General features: G+C 50.8%; 19 protein-coding genes, 1 pseudogene and 1 other annotated feature. Of the genes and pseudogenes, 19 read left to right on the top strand and 1 reads right to left on the bottom strand.

Going from position 1 to position 16,695, the window contains the following annotated elements:
* Nucleotides 1–58: 58 nt before the first annotated feature.
* The 12 genes from minC (at nucleotide 59) to pheA (ending at nucleotide 9,358) form a co-directional block, all read left to right on the top strand.
* A complete protein-coding gene (gene minC, locus NSS95_RS09680) occupies nucleotides 59–751 on the top strand; it encodes a septum site-determining protein MinC (RefSeq protein WP_035184496.1) in 693 nt (230 codons plus the stop codon).
* Complete coding sequence (gene minD, locus NSS95_RS09675; RefSeq protein ID WP_013859807.1) at nucleotides 744–1,553, top strand: septum site-determining protein MinD; 810 nt, start codon at nucleotides 744–746, stop codon at nucleotides 1,551–1,553. Before minC ends, minD begins: the two co-directional genes overlap by 8 nt.
* Nucleotides 1,554–1,679: 126 nt before the next feature.
* Nucleotides 1,680–2,432, top strand: coding sequence for a M23 family metallopeptidase (locus tag NSS95_RS09670; protein ID WP_017551058.1), 753 nt, complete (start codon nucleotides 1,680–1,682; stop codon nucleotides 2,430–2,432).
* Nucleotides 2,425–3,291 carry a M50 family metallopeptidase gene (locus NSS95_RS09665; RefSeq protein WP_014097868.1) on the top strand — a complete coding sequence of 289 codons (867 nt, stop codon included), beginning with the start codon at nucleotides 2,425–2,427 and terminating at the stop codon, nucleotides 3,289–3,291. The genes NSS95_RS09670 and NSS95_RS09665 overlap by 8 nt, the downstream gene beginning before the upstream one ends.
* 51 nt (nucleotides 3,292–3,342) lie before the next feature.
* A complete protein-coding gene (locus NSS95_RS09660; RefSeq protein ID WP_035184501.1) occupies nucleotides 3,343–4,821 on the top strand; it encodes an Rne/Rng family ribonuclease in 1,479 nt (492 codons plus the stop codon).
* Between the two features lie 47 nt (nucleotides 4,822–4,868).
* Nucleotides 4,869–4,952, top strand: a sequence feature (ribosomal protein L21 leader region).
* Between the two features lie 11 nt (nucleotides 4,953–4,963).
* Nucleotides 4,964–5,272 (top strand): 50S ribosomal protein L21, encoded by a 309-nt coding sequence (gene rplU, locus NSS95_RS09655; protein WP_013859803.1) that lies wholly within the window; start codon nucleotides 4,964–4,966, stop codon nucleotides 5,270–5,272.
* 12 nt (nucleotides 5,273–5,284) lie between these two features.
* Nucleotides 5,285–5,614, top strand: a complete 330-nt coding sequence (locus tag NSS95_RS09650; RefSeq protein WP_014097870.1) for a ribosomal-processing cysteine protease Prp — start codon at nucleotides 5,285–5,287, stop codon at nucleotides 5,612–5,614.
* Nucleotides 5,615–5,626: 12 nt separating this feature from the next.
* A complete protein-coding gene (rpmA, locus tag NSS95_RS09645; protein ID WP_013859801.1) occupies nucleotides 5,627–5,917 on the top strand; it encodes a 50S ribosomal protein L27 in 291 nt (96 codons plus the stop codon).
* A gap of 211 nt (nucleotides 5,918–6,128) precedes the next feature.
* Nucleotides 6,129–6,659, top strand: a complete 531-nt coding sequence (locus NSS95_RS09640) for a Spo0B C-terminal domain-containing protein (RefSeq protein ID WP_014097871.1) — start codon at nucleotides 6,129–6,131, stop codon at nucleotides 6,657–6,659.
* Between the two features lie 34 nt (nucleotides 6,660–6,693).
* Nucleotides 6,694–7,986, top strand: a complete 1,293-nt coding sequence (gene obgE, locus NSS95_RS09635; RefSeq protein ID WP_014097872.1) for a GTPase ObgE — start codon at nucleotides 6,694–6,696, stop codon at nucleotides 7,984–7,986.
* A gap of 48 nt (nucleotides 7,987–8,034) precedes the next feature.
* The gene (locus NSS95_RS09630) at nucleotides 8,035–8,487 is read left to right on the top strand and encodes an ACT domain-containing protein (RefSeq protein WP_014097873.1); all 453 of its coding nucleotides are present in this window, start codon (nucleotides 8,035–8,037) and stop codon (nucleotides 8,485–8,487) included.
* 25 nt (nucleotides 8,488–8,512) lie between these two features.
* Nucleotides 8,513–9,358, top strand: coding sequence for a prephenate dehydratase (gene pheA / locus NSS95_RS09625; RefSeq protein WP_014097874.1), 846 nt, complete (start codon nucleotides 8,513–8,515; stop codon nucleotides 9,356–9,358).
* A gap of 126 nt (nucleotides 9,359–9,484) precedes the next feature.
* Here pheA and NSS95_RS09620 read toward each other — a convergent pair whose 3' ends face one another.
* On the bottom strand, nucleotides 9,485–10,072 hold the full coding sequence (locus NSS95_RS09620) for a transcription repressor NadR (protein WP_340713870.1): 588 nt from the start codon (nucleotides 10,070–10,072) through the stop codon (nucleotides 9,485–9,487).
* 156 nt (nucleotides 10,073–10,228) lie between these two features.
* Between NSS95_RS09620 and safA the strand changes: the two are divergent.
* From safA to queA, 7 genes and pseudogenes are all read left to right on the top strand, one after another.
* Nucleotides 10,229–10,376: pseudogene (gene safA, locus NSS95_RS16990) on the top strand (SafA/ExsA family spore coat assembly protein); the annotation flags it as partial.
* A 1,123-nt stretch (nucleotides 10,377–11,499) separates the two neighbouring features.
* Nucleotides 11,500–12,468, top strand: a complete 969-nt coding sequence (locus tag NSS95_RS09610; RefSeq protein WP_014097877.1) for an aminoglycoside phosphotransferase family protein — start codon at nucleotides 11,500–11,502, stop codon at nucleotides 12,466–12,468.
* A gap of 112 nt (nucleotides 12,469–12,580) precedes the next feature.
* Nucleotides 12,581–13,300, top strand: coding sequence for a YebC/PmpR family DNA-binding transcriptional regulator (locus tag NSS95_RS09605; RefSeq protein WP_014097878.1), 720 nt, complete (start codon nucleotides 12,581–12,583; stop codon nucleotides 13,298–13,300).
* Between the two features lie 498 nt (nucleotides 13,301–13,798).
* A complete protein-coding gene (gene ruvA / locus NSS95_RS09600) occupies nucleotides 13,799–14,401 on the top strand; it encodes a Holliday junction branch migration protein RuvA (protein ID WP_014097879.1) in 603 nt (200 codons plus the stop codon).
* Nucleotides 14,402–14,417: 16 nt separating this feature from the next.
* Entirely contained in the window at nucleotides 14,418–15,416 is a 999-nt protein-coding gene (ruvB, locus tag NSS95_RS09595) for a Holliday junction branch migration DNA helicase RuvB (RefSeq protein WP_014097880.1), read from the top strand.
* The gene (locus tag NSS95_RS09590) at nucleotides 15,413–15,619 is read left to right on the top strand and encodes a DUF2905 domain-containing protein (RefSeq protein ID WP_014097881.1); all 207 of its coding nucleotides are present in this window, start codon (nucleotides 15,413–15,415) and stop codon (nucleotides 15,617–15,619) included. The genes ruvB and NSS95_RS09590 overlap by 4 nt, the downstream gene beginning before the upstream one ends.
* A 35-nt stretch (nucleotides 15,620–15,654) precedes the next feature.
* Complete coding sequence (queA, locus tag NSS95_RS09585; protein ID WP_014097882.1) at nucleotides 15,655–16,683, top strand: tRNA preQ1(34) S-adenosylmethionine ribosyltransferase-isomerase QueA; 1,029 nt, start codon at nucleotides 15,655–15,657, stop codon at nucleotides 16,681–16,683.
* The last annotated feature ends 12 nt before the right edge of the window (nucleotides 16,684–16,695 follow it).

The raw sequence follows: 16,695 nt of genomic DNA, 5'->3' as shown, positions 1-16,695 counted from the left end.
CTGAAAGCCATTTCGGATGTGTCGTTATTTATTGAGCCGTTGAGGTGAGCAGTTTGAAATGAAGAAAACGCAAAATGTAACCATAAAAGGCACGAAAGACGGAATTGTGCTGCATTTAAACGACCAATGCTCCTATCAAGCTTTAAAGGCGGAATTAGAACAAAAATTACTGGCCCAGTCTGTCGATGAGGAGGAAAACAGCCCGATCCTTGCCGTCAAAATTCAGCTTGGCAACCGCTATTTGACGCCAGCGCAGGAAGAAGAGATCAAAAGCCTTGTGCGTGCCCGGCGGAACCTTGTTGTCGATAAAATCATCAGCAATGTCATTACAAAAGAAGCGGCTGCGCGCGAAAAAGTGGAAAATGAAATTGTGCCTGTTACCACCATCGTCCGGTCCGGTCAGGTGTTAAAGGCGGAAGGCGATCTTTTGCTTGTCGGCAATGTCAATCCGGGCGGAACCGTGATTGCAAACGGCAATATTTTTATCATGGGAAACCTCCGCGGCATTGCGCACGCCGGTTACAGCGGGAGAAGGGACGCCGTTGTTGTCGCTTCCAATATGGTTCCGTCCCAAATCCGGATTGCCGATTGTCTGAACCGGGCGCCTGATGATTACGGGAAAGAAGACCGGCATGAGATGGAATGTGCTTACATAGATGAATCGGACCATATTATCATTGATAAATTGCAAGTGTTGAAAACTTTGCGGCCGAATATGACAAGATTAAAAGGAGGGTTCTCATATGGGTGAAGCGATTGTCATTACATCCGGAAAAGGCGGCGTCGGCAAAACGACGACATCGGCAAACCTCGGGACTGCGCTCGCGCTTCTCGGAAAGAAAGTCTGTCTTGTCGATACAGACATCGGGCTCCGCAATCTTGACGTCCTGTTGGGGCTTGAAAACCGGATTATCTACGATCTAGTCGATGTCGTAGAAGGCCGCTGTAAAATCCACCAGGCAATCGTAAAGGACAAGCGTTTCGATGACAAGCTCTTTTTGCTGCCGGCTGCCCAGACAAGCGACAAATCCGCCGTCACGCCGGAACAGATGAAACAATTGATCCACGGGTTAAAACAGGATTACGATTATATTCTGATTGACTGCCCGGCCGGCATTGAACAGGGATATAAAAATGCAGTGGCGGGCGCTGACCAGGCGATTGTTGTGACAACACCGGAAATCTCGGCGGTAAGGGATGCCGACCGGATCATCGGGCTTTTGGAAAAGGAAGAACATATCGAGCCGCCGAAACTGATCATCAACCGGATCCGGAGCCATATGATGAAAAGCGGGGACATGCTGGACATCGATGAAGTGACAAGCCATTTATCAATCGATTTGATCGGGATTGTAGCCGATGATGAAGAAGTGATCCGCGCTTCGAACCAGGGTGAACCGATTGCGCTCCATCCGACGAACCGCGCCTCCCTTGCCTACCGGAATATTGCCCGCCGGATTTTGGGGGAAACGGTGCCTTTAATGCCGCTTGAAGACCAGAAACCCGGCATGTTTGCGCGCTTTAAAAAATTATTCAGTTCGAAATCTTCTTAATAGCAGAGCCGTTTCTGAACGTTTTTCCAAACGATCAGGGCGGCTTGTTTTGTTCCCGGTTCTAACCGCTTTGGACAGGTCATACATTGGTAATAAACGAATGCCTGTACAGAAGGGGTGAATCGATTGGGAAACCGCGCCGATGAAATCCGGAGACAAATGGCGAAGCGGAGAAAAACGATCAAGCAGGCTTATAACGGCAAAGAAACGGTCTATGCGAGCCTGATCAAAGATGAGGGCACACATGTATATGAACCGCCGGGCAAAACGCCGCATCCGCTTTTTAAAAAAGAAACGATGCTGTTTAAAATTCTGGCTTCTGCCTGTCTTGTCCTCGTTGTGGCGATTCTGTTTAAATCGGAACGTCCGGAATTTGACAAACCGAAAGCCGCCGTCAAACAGGTAATGGCGTCCGAATTTCAATTTGCAAAAGCAGCCGCCTGGTATGAAAAAAAGTTTGGCAAGCCGGTTGCGCTCTTCCCGGAAAAATCGTCAAAAACGGAAACCGCTGCTTCCAATGAAGATTCGCAATATGCCATGCCGGTATCGGGAAAAATTCTGACCCGTTTTTCTGCTGATGGAAGAGGGGTTACGATTGAAACAAAGCCGGGCGCAAGCGTGAAAGCGATGAGCGGCGGGACGGTCATTTTTGCCGGGAAAAAGCCAAAACTCGGCAATACCGTTATTATCCAGCATGCCGATTCAACGGAAACATGGTACGCAAACCTCAGCAAAATCGATGTGGGCCAGTATGACAGCCTCAAGATGGGCGAAAAGGTCGGCACGGCGCGAAGCAGCGGGGAAAAAGGGGAATTTTATTTTGCGCTTAAAAAAGACGGCGGTTTTATCGATCCGATCCAGGTGATTAAATTTGAGTGAGCGGTTTTGGCTTCTGAAAAAAATCAAAATCCATCCCCTTTTCTGGCTCGTGGCTGCCATTGCTGCTGTTACCGCCCGTTTCCAAGATCTCATCCTGCTGTTTGCGATCATTTTCATTCACGAAATGGGGCACGCGGTTGCGGCGCAATATTTTTCATGGCGGGTTAAAAAAATCGCCATTTTGCCGTTTGGCGGCGTCGCTGAAACAGAGGAACACGGAAACCGCCCGCTGAAAGAAGAACTGATCGTGACACTCTCAGGCCCCCTCCAGCATGTTTGGATCGCCGTTTTCGCGTATTTGTTGTTCCGCTTCGATGTCTTGCCTGGACAGATGTATACGCAAATCGGGGAGTGGAACCGGGCCATTCTTTTTTTTAATTTGCTCCCGATTTGGCCGCTTGACGGCGGGAAATTGCTGAATATGGCGTTTTCCACGGTTTATCCTTTTTTGCGCGCATTCCGGATGACGATTTGCTGTTCGTTTATCGTGCTGCTCCTTTTTCATGCGGCCGCCCTGCTGAATGCGCCGGCAAATTTGAACGTCTGGGCGATCGCCGTTTATTTATATGCCGCCCTTTGGAAAGAATGGAAACAGCTTTACTTTGTTTTTATCCGTTTCCTGCTTGAACGGTATTATGGAAAAAGGGATCCGCTCCGTCATCTGGAAACGATCGAGGTGGATGCGGGCGCATACTTGTATGAAGTGCTCGAAAGCTTTAAACGGGGACGCAAACATCCGCTCATTGTCCTTAAAAACGGGGTGGAAGTCGGGAAGCTTGATGAAAATGAACTCCTTCATGCCTTTTTTTCCGAGAAGCAAACCAATGCGAAAGTAAGCGATATCCTGTATAGTTATTGATGGAAGCCGCAATAGAAGCGGCTGAAAGCGAAGACAGTGTGGTGGAATTTTTTGGACAGATCAATCATCATCAACGTGAAAACAAGGGAAAAACGATATGCGGTCATCGAAAACGGCAAAGTATCTGCCATCCGCATCCGGCAGCCGGGCGATGCGGCAAAAGTCGGGAATATTTATCTCGGCAAGGTGGCAGACGTCAAACCCGGAATCAATGCCGCGTTTATTGATATCGGCGGCATCCGGCACGGTTACTTGCATATCAGCCGGCTCCCTGCTTTTGTGAACAGCAAAAATTCGAATCCAACGATTTCAGCTTATCTTTCGCCCGGGCAGACGGTTATGGTCCAGGTGAAAAAAGATGAAACAGGGCAAAAAGGTCCGCTTTTAACCGGCATCATTGAGCTTTCGGGGGAACAGATTGTGTATCTGCCGGAAGGAAAGTACACGGCTGTTTCCAAAAAAGCGGATGATGCAGACCGGAACAAGTGGCGGAACAGGGTCCGCAAAGCGCTTGAACCGCAGGAAGGAATCATTGTCCGGACCGCAGCCATCCATGCCGGCGGGGACGGGTGGCGCGATGAACTAAAATGCCTCAGGCTTCGGTACAAATGCCTGCTCGAAAAGGCGGCACAACTGAAAGCACCGGCTGTTCTGCACGAAAAAAGCACGGTGGAAGCGGAAATTTTCCGCGAACTTGTCCGCTTAAAAAGCGGCACGGTGATCGTGGATGATGCGGAGGCACTTGCCCGCCTGAAAGCATTGCTTGCGGGCCGGCCGGAACTGGACTGGTCGTTTGAGCTCTACAGCGGAAAACAGAATATTTTTACCCGCTACCGTATCGACCGGACGCTTGAGGAAGCCTTGAAAAGAGTGGTCTGGCTTGAAAACGGCGCCTATCTTGTCATCGACGAAACAGAAGCGCTCACCATTATAGATGTGAATACCGGAAAATATACGGGTACAACGGATCAGGCCGAAACGGTGCTGAAAACGAATCTGCTTGCGGCGAAAGAAATCGGCCGCCAGCTGAAACTGCGCGATTACGGCGGCATCATTCTTGTCGATTTTATCGATATGCAGTGCGATGAACAGCGCGCACAAGTGAGGGCGGTGCTTGAAAAAGAACTGGAAAACGACGAGAAACAAACCCGCATCACCGGTTTTACGGAGCTTGGCATTTTACAAATGACGCGCAAGAAAACGCGTAAATCGCTCCCCGAGGCACTGCTTTCCGTTTGCCCGGTCTGCGGGGGCAGCGGCAAAATCGAAAGCCCCGAGACGCTTGCTTTCCGCCTCGAACGCGAGCTGTGGGAAGCGCCGTACGCGGATTACGAAGCCGTCTTGATTGAATGCACGCAAGATGTGAAGGACTGTTTTTGCGGGGAAACGGACGTACATTTAAAGCGGCTGGAAAACCTGCTCGGCATGAAACTCATTTTTCACATCACTCGCGATCCGCATCCGTTTTATGCCATCCGGCAGTTCGGGACGGCAGCCGGCCTTGCCGCAAAAGGCAAAGATCCCAATTGACAAAGGAAAAAGTGTGTGTTACCATCAGTATGTTATGTTTGTAGCGCCCTGTGCTACAACCGCTCAGGAACAGGCTTTGCAAGTTTTTACATTTCGTAAAACGCCTGTCTTTGGCGAGTCTGAGTCTTAAGGAGGTGCAGTGATGTACGCAATTATTGAAACCGGCGGGAAACAAATCAAAGTAGAAGAAGGCCAAGCTGTATATATTGAAAAATTGGATGCAGCAGAAGGCGAATCGGTTACATTTGACCGCGTTCTTTTTGTCGGCGGCGAATCGGTAAAAGTCGGTAGCCCTGTTGTTGAAGGCGCTACGGTTACGGGTAAAGTGGAAAAACACGGCCGTGCGAAAAAAATCGTTGTATTCAAATATAAAGCGAAGAAAAATTACCACAAAAAACAAGGCCACCGTCAGCCGTACACAAAAGTGGTCATTGAAAAAATCAATGCGTAAGGTGCACGCGGCATGATCCGGGTCCGCATCAAACGCAAAAAGAATGGGAACATCTCATCTTTTCAAATGAGTGGCCATGCTGAATTTGCCGAATACGGCCAGGACATTGTCTGTGCCGGCGCTTCCGCTGTTTCTTTCGGGACGGTGAACGCCATTATGCAAGTGGCGGGGGTTGAACCCGAAATCCGCCAGTCCGAAAGAGGCCTTTTGGAATGCAAAATCCCTTCGCATCTTTCGGAAGAACAGGCGACAAAAGTGCAGATTCTGCTTGAAGGCATGGTTGTATCCCTCGAGACGATAGAACGGGAATACGGCGAATTTATCCATATAACCTTTGAATAGGAGGTGAGCATCATGTTGAAATTAGATCTTCAGTTTTTCGCTTCCAAAAAAGGGGTCGGCTCCACGAAAAACGGTCGTGACTCGATTGCAAAACGCCTCGGCGCAAAACGTGCGGACGGCCAGTTCGTAACAGGCGGCTCGATCCTTTACCGCCAGCGCGGGACGAAAGTTTTTCCGGGCGAAAACGTCGGCCGCGGGGGCGACGACACTTTGTTTGCGAAAGTTGACGGCGTTGTGCGTTTTGAACGACTCGGCCGCGACAAGAAAAAAGTGAGCGTATATCCGGTGGCACAAGAAGCCTAACCCATAAAGCCCCGGGCTGCGATATTCGCGGCCCGGGGCTTTTGCATTTTCCAATAAACCACTCCCGTTCTGAAAAACGTACAAAAAACGGGTTGCCGCGTTCTTCTGGCGAGTGCCGGGCACATGCCGCTATCATTCGCGTCCCGTGCAACATGAGGCAATTTTTGCTATACTTAAACATAACCTATTTCGGAGAACGGGAGCTATGAAAATGCGGGAATGGACGACGGTTGACGTGCTTCGCCACGCCAGGCATGACTGGCTGAACAAGGTGCAGCTGATCAAAGGATACGCCAGCTTGAACAAAATGGAAAAGGTCAAAAATATTGTGGAAGACATTATCCGGGAAGCGCAGCAGGAGTCAAAATTATCAAATTTGCATCTGCCGGAATTTGCCGAGCTTTTGCTTACATATAACTGGGAAGGGCACACGGTGCGGATTGCATACGAAATATTGGATGTGGACCGGAATGTGCTACCGGACGATAGGGAGCTGACCGGCTGGATGAAGAATTTTTTCGCTATCGTTGAAGAAGCAGTCGATCCAAACGGAGACAACCGGTTATCTTTGTCGGTCAGCACTTTGCCATCCGGCGCCCGTTTCTTTTTCGAGTTTAGCGGTACAATAAAAAAGTACGGACTGCTTGCCGGGTTTCTGGAAAACGATTGTCCGGGGATGAACGTGATCCACGCGTACCCGCAATCCGCTTTCCCGGTTGAAATAATCTTTCTGAAAGCCTAACGATACAGCAATTGCAAAGGTGGTTTTATCTTTTATGTTTGTGGACCAGGTGAAAATTTATGTGAAAGGCGGGGACGGCGGCAACGGGATGGTCGCATTCCGCCGCGAGAAATATGTGCCGATGGGCGGCCCTGCCGGCGGGGATGGCGGCCGCGGCGGCGATGTCATTTTTGAAGTCGATGAAGGGTTGCGGACGCTCATGGATTTCCGCTACAAGCGCCATTTTAAAGCGGACCATGGCGAAAACGGCATGAGCAAAGGAAAACACGGCCGCGGGGCGAAAGACATGATTGTCAAGGTGCCGCCGGGAACGGTCGTCATTGATGATGATACAAAACAAACGATTGCCGATTTAACGCGCCACGGGGAACGGGCAGTGATTGCCAAAGGCGGGCGCGGCGGCAGGGGCAATATCCGCTTTGCGACACCGGCCAATCCCGCTCCGGAAATTGCCGAAAACGGCGAACCGGGCCAGGAACGTTATATTGTTCTTGAATTAAAACTGCTTGCTGATGTCGGCCTTGTTGGTTTTCCGAGCGTCGGGAAATCAACCTTGCTTTCCGTTATCTCTTCGGCACGCCCGAAAATTGCGGAATACCATTTTACGACGCTTGTGCCGAATCTCGGTGTAGTCGAAACGGAGGACGGCAGAAGTTTTGTCATGGCCGATCTGCCGGGGCTGATCGAAGGCGCGCACGAAGGCGTCGGGCTCGGCCACCAGTTTTTGCGCCATATCGAACGGACGCGGTTGATCGTCCACGTCATTGACATGGCGGCGGTGGAAGGGCGCGACCCGTATGAAGATTATTTGACGATCAACAAAGAACTGAAAGCTTATCATGAACGCCTTTCTGAGCGCCCGCAGCTCATTATTGCCAATAAAATGGACCTTCCGGGCGCGGAAGAAAATCTGGCGGCGTTTAAAGAGAAGCTGGGCGATGTCGCACGCGTCTTCCCGATTTCCGCGGTGACGCGCAAAGGATTAAGGGATGTTTTGTTTGCGATTGCCGATCTGCTCGATGAAACACCTGCCTTCCCGCTTCATGCTGGCGAAGAATCGGATGCGGAACCGTCCCGTGTATTGTACAAGCATGAAAAAGAAAAGGCCGATTTTACCATTACACGCGATCCGGACGGCAGCTTCGTCATCCACGGGGAAAAAGTCGAGAAGCTGTTTAAAATGACAAATTTCAGCCATGACGAGTCTGTCCGGAGATTTGCCCGCCAGCTGCGCGGAATGGGCATTGATGACGCGCTCCGTGCACGCGGCGCGAAAAACGGCGATACCGTCCGCCTTTTGGATTTTGAGTTTGAATTTGTAGATTAACCGTGCTGGGCCGGGGAATCCCGGCTCCCGAGTGGAGGAAAGGGCACTTTGGAAAAGAAAGCAGAGCATAAGTTTATCTTGGTGCGTGAGGATGTTTTGCCGGAAGCGATGATCAAAACACTTCAGGCGAAAGAACTGCTGGAAAGGGGACAAGCGGTATCGGTCGGGGACGCGGCGAAAAAAGCGGGCTTAAGCCGCAGCGCTTTTTATAAATACCGCGATACCGTTTTTCCGTTCCATTCGGTTGTAAAAGAAAAAATTGTGACCTTGTTTTTTTATTTGGAAGACCGGTCCGGGACATTATCCGAAATTTTAAGGATTATTGCATCTTACTCATGCAATATTTTAACGATTCACCAGACGATTCCGATACAGGGGCGGGCAAATGTCACTGTTTCGCTGAATGTGTCCGGGATCAACAGGAGTTTAAATGATCTGCTGGAAGAACTGCAGGCATTTGAGTTTGTCAATAAAGTAGAAATATTAGGGTCCGGAGCCTAGAACTCCGGCCGGCGGGGGAGAGGAAATGAAAGCAGCTTTTTTCGGGCCGGAAGCGACGTTTACCGATATCGCGGTCCAGTCAGTGTTCCCGGAGGCCAGCCGGGTTGCGTATCGGACGATTCCGGAATGTCTAGAAGCCGTGAAGACAAAACAGGTGGATATGGCGGTTGTTCCGCTTGAAAACGCCCTGGAAGGTTCGGTAAATTTAACGGTCGATTACTTGTATCATGAAGAACTGCCGCCGATCCGCGCGGAAATCATTGTGCCGATCGAGCAGCATTTTATGGTTCATCCTGCAAATGCCGGCGCCTGGCGGGAAACGGAAAAAATCATTTCCCATTCCCATGCGCTTGCGCAGTGCCACCAGTTTCTGCGCCGGGAATTCCGGCATGCGGAAGTGGAAGCAATGGGCTCTACGGCCGCTGCTGCGAAATATGTAAGCGAACACCCGGAACTGAAATGGGGGGCGATCGCCAACGAAATGGCAGCGGAACTGTACGGTCTTGAAATTGTCAGGCGTGCAATCCATGATTATCCGTTTAACCATACGAGATTCATTGTCCTTTCAAATGAGGAGCTTCATATCGAAAAAACGCCTGATTTCCTGAAATCGACGATCATGGTCACATTGCCGACGGACAAGGCCGGATCACTGCACCAGGTGTTGTCTGCCTTTGCCTGGCGAAAGATTAACTTGAGCAAGCTTGAATCGCGGCCGTTAAAGACGGGGCTTGGAAACTACTTTTTTATGATTGACCTGAACCACTCCTTAGAAGAAAAGCTTGTCCGCTTTTCGCTTGAGGAAATCCACGCGCTCGGCTGCACCGTGAAAGAACTCGGGACCTATTATAGGTATATGGCGGATAAATGATGATCGCTTCTTCAAGAATGTTAGGATAAGCCCGGCTGGAACCCGGGCTTATTATTTTTTGCAAAACAAGCTTTAAACCCAGGTTTTTAGGCCGGATGGGTGATGAAAAAGAGCTGTCCTTTATGTTTAGGGCAGCTCTTTTTCATTTTCTGCAAATAAAATGCCAGCTTCTTTCAGCGCCTGTTCCGCTTCTTCAACCTGCCGCCCGCTTGCGGCTTCCACCGTATGCAAGTGGATGCCGCCTGTTAATTCGGATAAGTAGCTGGCATTTGTTTCTTCAATGCGGCGGATAAACCGGGCCACTTCTGCGCGGGTGGAGACCATGATCGAGGCGGTCAGATCGCCGTATACCGGATGCTCCACCTTGACATCTTTTACGGTCACCCCGTGGTCCACGAGCAAATTCAGCTCATCTGTGACCTGTTCGCGACTATGCATACAAACAAGCGTTTTCTCCACTTTGTTTTCCGCACCGGCGGGGTGTATGTACAAATATCCCTGGCTCGTTGCCAGGATCGGTTCGTTTTTCGCTTTCAGGAGCGTAATATCATTTACTATAATCTGTCGGCTCACATTTGTCCTTTTTGCCAGTTCCCCGCCCGTAATCGGCTCCCGGCTATTCTGCAGCCATTCGAGGATCAAATGCCGCCTTTCATCCCCAAGAATTTTTTTCTTCTCTGCCAACAGCGTTTCCCCCCATTCATTCGGCCTCATTCGGATTTTATCATACGAAGGCGCCGGGATGAAAGAATCAACCCTTTAAAGGGCATAAAGGACGCGGGACGTTCATAAGTTTTTATGTAAAATCAATCGCATTTTGCCCGGCACCACATAGAATGTATGGACTTAAGCCTTGAGGAGGGGAAATGTGTGAAAATCCATATCGTGCAAAAAGGCGATACGCTCTGGAAAATCGCCAAAAAATACGGCGCCGATTTTGACGAATTGAAAAAATTGAATGCGCAATTATCCAATCCGGAAATGATTATGCCCGGCATGAAAATTAAAGTTCCGACAACGGGCGGCATGGTAAAAAAAGAGACACATACAGGCCATGCAGGTTATACGGGCCACGCGGGTGCAAAAGAAATGCCGCTCGTGACCCATCCGTACGAGCAAATGCCTGAGGCCAAGATGCCCGTCGCAAAAGAAATGCCGGTACCAAAAGAGGTGCCAAAAGCGCCAGCACCGAAAGAAACACAGGTGAAAGAAAAAGTGGTTGAAAAAAAAGAAACGATTTATAAGCCGGTGATGCCGCAACCGGTCATTCCTGAAATTGACATCCATAATTACTATGTGACCAATATGGCTGAAATCGAAACCCATACAGCTGCACCGCCGCCGAAGCACCATGAAAGCGAATCGTCGGAAAGCGTGCACTACACCATGCCGGTAAAGGAAGAGTGCCCGGAAATGTATGTACCGTATAATCCGTGTCCGCCCGTGATGCCGGTATACGATTGCGGCTGCGGGGGAGGGGACATGCACGCCGGATTTTTCCCGCCTCCTTACAGCATGCCATATCCGCAAGTCCCATATCCGATGCCGTACCCAATGGCCTATCCGCAAATGCCGGCGATGGCCGCGCCAACAGGGTTCACGCAAATACCGGCGATGGCCGCGCCGGCAGGGTTTATGCCGCAGCAGCAGCCGGCATGGCATGAGGGGCAGCAAGTGATGCCAGGTTATGAATGGGAAGAAGAATCCTCTTCGTCTTCTCCTTATCCGTATGGCCCCGGTATGCAGGCGGGGGTTTCTGCGCAACATCCTGCCGCCGCGCCGCAATGGGGAGCGCAGCAGGCTCCTTTATACGGCGCTGCTTCAGAAAGCTCCGCCTATATGCCGCAGTACATGCCGCCGCAAACGATGCCGCAGTACGCCCCGTATCCGCCGCACCAGCAGCCATGCGGGTGCCAGGAGCAACCTTACGGCGGCGTGCAGGAACCGTACGGGATGGCGCCGCAACCGTACGGCATGCAGGAACCATTTGGTGGCATGCCGCAACCGCCATACGGGATGTCGCAACCACCATACGGCATGCAGGAACCGTACGGGATGCAGGCCCCGTTCGGATATGACCGGGGCGAAAAAACGGACCAGCCGCAGGAAAAACGGGATCCTTCCGGCGAAGAAGAAAAATAATGGGCGGCCGGAGACAAGAGGGAGACGAAACCAAACGTCTCCTTCTTTATGCGGAAAACAGACTGCAGGAACCGATTGTTGACTGGCGCAGGTTGCGTGACCGGGTATGGCTTATCGGAACAAAGACAAAGAAAGTGATCATGAAGCAATATGGTTCCGATACGCGCCTTAAACGGCAAATGCTGCTTACATCGGAACTGCGGAAAAGCGGTTTCACCCAAACTTGCCGTTTTCTGGAAGATGACAACGACAGCCCCTTTCAAGGCAAAGCTTTTGGGTTTATGGCATACATTGAAGAAGACCCGGCCGGTTTTACCTTCGGGACGGAAGCAGACATCCACGCCGCTTTCCGCCTGTTAAAACAGTATCACGAAAAGACCGCGCACTTTCCGCAAGCCGTAAAAATGGAATTTCCGCGCTTTTTCCAGCTGAGAAAATGGCAGGCGCGGTACCGGACATTTCTGGAAAACAAAGAACAAATTGTCCGGTATTTGCCGGAAACGTATTTTGCCGCGTACGAAAGATGGGCAGCCGAGGCGTTAAACCGGCTTGAGAAAAAACAGCATTTGCTTCACCGTCCGCCGTATTGCATCACGCACGGTGATGTTGCCCACCATAATTTTTTGCGTGCGAAAAACGGGGAACTGTATTTGATTGATTTTGACCTTGCCCGCCTTGCCCCGGCCTGGACCGATGATCTCCAGTTTTGCAACCGGGTTTTGCCCGCTGCTTCATGGTCGCTTGCTGCTCTTGAAAAGTGGGGAATGCTGGACGGTGCGCCGGACAGGGAAACTTTTCTTGAGGCGCTCCTTTACCCGACGGATGTTTTAAGAGAGTGGAACCGGTTTGTTGGAAGCGGCAAAAAAGAAAAAGAGCAGTACTGGCCGCATCTTTCCCTGCTTTCCATCGGGCAATTCGGGGAACGCGCCCGCTTTCAAAAAGAAGTAAAAAGGCGTTTGCAAGCATAACGGAAAAACCTGGACGCTTACGGCCAGCATAATGCTTTTCATCCTCCTTTCGGGCGAGTTATGGTATAGTAATAGGGGACTGTATCAGCGCTGTCAGAAAGGAGTGATGGCCATGTCCGGCCATTCCAAATGGAAAAATATTCAAGGCAGAAAAAATGCGCAAGATGCAAAGCGCGGAAAAATCTTTCAAAAACTGGCAAAGGAAATTTATGTAGCGGCGAAAAACGGCCCTGACCCGGAAGCGAACTCAAGCCTCCGCCTGGTCATTGAAAAGGCAAAGGCCGCCAATATGCCGAATGACAATATTAAACGCGCCATCGAGAAAGCAAGCGGCAGCCAAAACGCCGAACATTACGAGGAAATCACATATGAAGGGTACGGGCCGGGCGGCGTTGCCGTCATGGTCACGGCTTTAACCGATAATAAAAACCGGACCGCTTCCAATGTCCGTGTTGCGTTTTCGCGCAACGGCGGAAATCTCGGCGAAAACGGATGCGTGTCTTTCCTGTTTGACCGCAAAGGCTATCTTGTCATTGAGCGGGAAGGGCTCGAGATAGATGAAGACGGAATGCTGCTTGCCGCGATTGAAGCAGGCGCCGAGGAAATGGAAACGAGCGATGAAGTGTTTGAAATTTATACAGATCCGGAGCAATTCATGGATGTGAAGAAGAACCTCGAGGAAAAAGGCTTTACGTTTGCCCGGGCAGAAATTACCATGGTGCCGCAAAACACAATTGCTTTGGATGAAGCGCAAAAAGAAAAGATGGAGCGATTGCTGGACAGGCTGGAAGACGATGACGATGTCCAGGAAGTTTACCATAACGCCGAATGATAATGTCCCAGTCACTTTCCGCACCCGGTTCCGGCCGGGTGCGGAAAGTGACTTTTTTGCAGCAAAGCCGGTTAGCCCTGTATCCAACCGGCTACACTGTGGAGAGGGCCCTTGCTGTTTTTAAACCGGCGCACTACGAGAGAGGACCATGCTGTTTTAGACCGGCGCACTGCGGAAAAGGGACCATGCCGTTTTTAAACCGGCTGCACTGTGGCTAAAGAATCGTGCCGTTAAAACCCGGACGATGGTTTCGACTGGAAATCCTGGAAGGGCGTTAAGAGGCAGCGGGCATTCGAAAAAAAGTGAGCCCGGTAAGCCACACGGACACGGATCTGTCTCCGGTTGCAGGCGTTTTTTCCGCCATGGAAACAGGAAAAGCGCCCAGCCTTAGGAATCATCCGGCCGGAAAAAAAGGCGGGACCGGACATTCGTTCCCAAAACGGTTGCATTCTGTGGTACAATATGGGATAGCAAGTTTTTGAGGAGCGTGTGGGAAGGTTGTACGAATATATTAAAGGCATCATTGATTCCGTGAGCCCGGATTACATTGTCGTGGAAAACGGGGGGATCGGCTACCGGCTGCTGGCGCCGAACCCGTATATTTTTTCAAAAAGCATCGGACAAGAACGAAAAATTTTTACATACCAGCATGTGCGCGAAGATCTGATCGCGCTTTACGGTTTTGAAACGGCGGAAGAACGGGCGCTGTTTCAAAAGCTGCTCAATGTTTCCGGCATCGGGCCAAAAGGGGCGCTTGCCATTCTTGCGTACGGGCAGCCACAGCAGGTCGTTGACGCCATTGAGAATGAAAATGAATCTTTCCTTGTCAAATTCCCCGGTGTCGGCAAAAAAACGGCAAGGCAGATGATTCTTGATCTGAAAGGAAAGCTGCAAGGCCTCGTGCCGGAGATGCCGGACGAGGCAGGCGTGGAAAAAGCGGTGCCTGCATCCACCAACCAAAACCTCGAAGAAGCGATGCTCGCTTTGGCGGCGCTCGGCTATTCGGAAAAAGAAATCGCGAAAGTGGTGCCAGAACTTCCGGAAGAAGTGCTTTCTGCGGATGAATATATTAAACTCGCTTTAAAAGCAATGGTAAAATAATGGAGGAGGGGAGAGCATGGAAGACCGCGTAGTTTCCGGCGAGGCAAATGAACAGGAAGTTTCCTTTGAAATGAGCCTCAGGCCGCAAACCCTTGCGCAATATATCGGCCAGGATGAAGTGAAGCATAATTTAGCCGTGTTTATTGAAGCGGCGAAAGGGCGGCGCGAAACACTTGACCACGTGCTGCTTTATGGTCCGCCGGGGCTTGGCAAAACGACGCTTGCCACCGTGATCGCAAACGAAATGGGCGCGAACATCCGGACGACTTCAGGGCCTGCCATCGAGCGGCCGGGCGATCTTGCCAGCGTGTTAACCGCGCTTGAGCCGGGGGAAGTGCTGTTTATTGACGAAATCCACCGCCTGCCGAAAGCGATTGAAGAAGTGCTGTACCCGGCAATGGAAGACTTTTGCCTTGATATCGTGATCGGCAAAGGATCGGGTGCCCGCTCCATCCGCCTTGACCTGCCCCCGTTTACCTTGATCGGGGCGACGACGAGGGCCGGTTCGGTTTCAGCACCGCTGCGCGACCGGTTCGGGGTGATCAGCCGGCTCGAATATTATAACGAAGCGCAACTGGCGGAAATTGTGCTGCGGACAGCCGGCATCCTCGAGACGGCGATTGAGCCTGAGGGGGCAGCGGAAATTGCAAGGCGTTCGCGGGGCACGCCGCGGATTGCGAACCGGCTGTTAAGAAGGGTGCGCGACTTTGCCCAGGTCAAAGGAGACGGAAAGGTCACCCTTGAGATCGCCAATTATGCCCTTGAACTTTTGCAAGTTGACAAACGCGGGCTTGACCATATTGATCATAAGCTGTTAAAAGCGATCATAGAGCGCTTCCGGGGCGGTCCTGTCGGGCTCGACACGATTGCGGCCAGCATCGGGGAAGAAAGGGAAACGATTGAAGATGTATATGAGCCGTATTTGCTGCAAATTGGCTTTTTGCAGCGCACGCCGCGCGGCAGGGTAGCGACCCCGCTTTGCTACGCACATTTTCATATGGAGGTACCGGAATGAGCGGATTTGGAAAAGTGCTGATGACGATCGCCGTGATTCTTTTTGCTATCGGCCTGTTGATGCAGTTTACGAAAATCGGCCGGCTGCCGGGCGATATCCTCATTAAAAAAGGGAACACAACCTTTTATTTTCCAATCGCAACATCGATCCTTTTAAGCGTGATCTTAAGTGTGTTATTATATATCATTGGACGGTTCAAATAACCGCAAATGGGATTCAAAATGAAGGGGAAACAACAATGAAACTCGATTTATTTGATTATGAACTGCCGGAAGAACTGATTGCCCAAACGCCTTTAAAAAATCGTTCGGACAGTCGGCTGATGGTACTGGATAAAAAAACAGGAGAAATTGAACACAGCGTATTTAAAAACATTACACAATACTTGCGCCCGGGGGACTGCCTTGTCTTAAACAACACAAAAGTGCTGCCGGCAAGGCTTTTCGGCATAAAAGACGAAACAGGCGCAAAAATTGAAGTGCTGCTTTTAAAACAGCTCGAAGGAGACCGCTGGGAAACGCTTGTCAAACCGGCAAAACGTGTGAAAACAGGGACGGTTGTCCGGTTCGGCGACGGGCAGCTTTCCGCCGTTTGTGCGGAGGAGCTGGACCATGGCGGCCGGGTAATGGATTTCCAGTACGAAGGAATTTTTTACGAAGTGCTGAATGAACTCGGAAAAATGCCGCTGCCACCCTATATTAAAGAACAACTCGAGGACCAGGACCGCTATCAGACGGTGTATGCAAAAGAGCCGGGTTCTGCCGCAGCGCCGACTGCCGGGCTCCATTTTACGGAAGCGTTATTGAAAGAAATTGAGGCAATGGGCGTGAAAATTGTCTATATTACGCTCCATGTCGGCCTTGGCACTTTCCGCCCCGTCAATGAGGAAAATATTGAAAACCACGATATGCATGCGGAATTTTATCAGGTATCAGAAGAAGCGGCCCGCACGATTACGGAAGTAAAAGAAAACGGCGGCCGTGTGGTCTCTGTTGGCACCACCTCCACCCGCACACTTGAAACGGTGGCAAGCGCCCATGACGGAAAAATCGTCGCCTCAAGCGGTTGGACGGATATTTTCATTTATCCGGGCTATCAATATAAAGCAATTGATGCCCTGATCACCAATTTCCACCTGCCGAAGTCGACGCTTATTATGATGGTAAGCGCATTGGCGGGAAGGGAAAATATTTTGCATGCCTACGAGACGGCGGTAAAAGAAAAATACCGTTTCTTCAGTTTCGGGGATGCGATGCTGATTAAATAGTGGAAGGAGCGC

It is taken from the genome of Weizmannia sp. FSL K6-3076 (assembly GCF_038007245.1).
In the GTDB taxonomy this organism is placed as follows: Bacteria; Bacillota; Bacilli; order Bacillales; family Bacillaceae_C; genus Weizmannia; species Weizmannia faecalis.
Note: the sequence above shows the minus strand (reverse complement) of the source record. Positions and strands in the feature narration are given on the sequence as shown.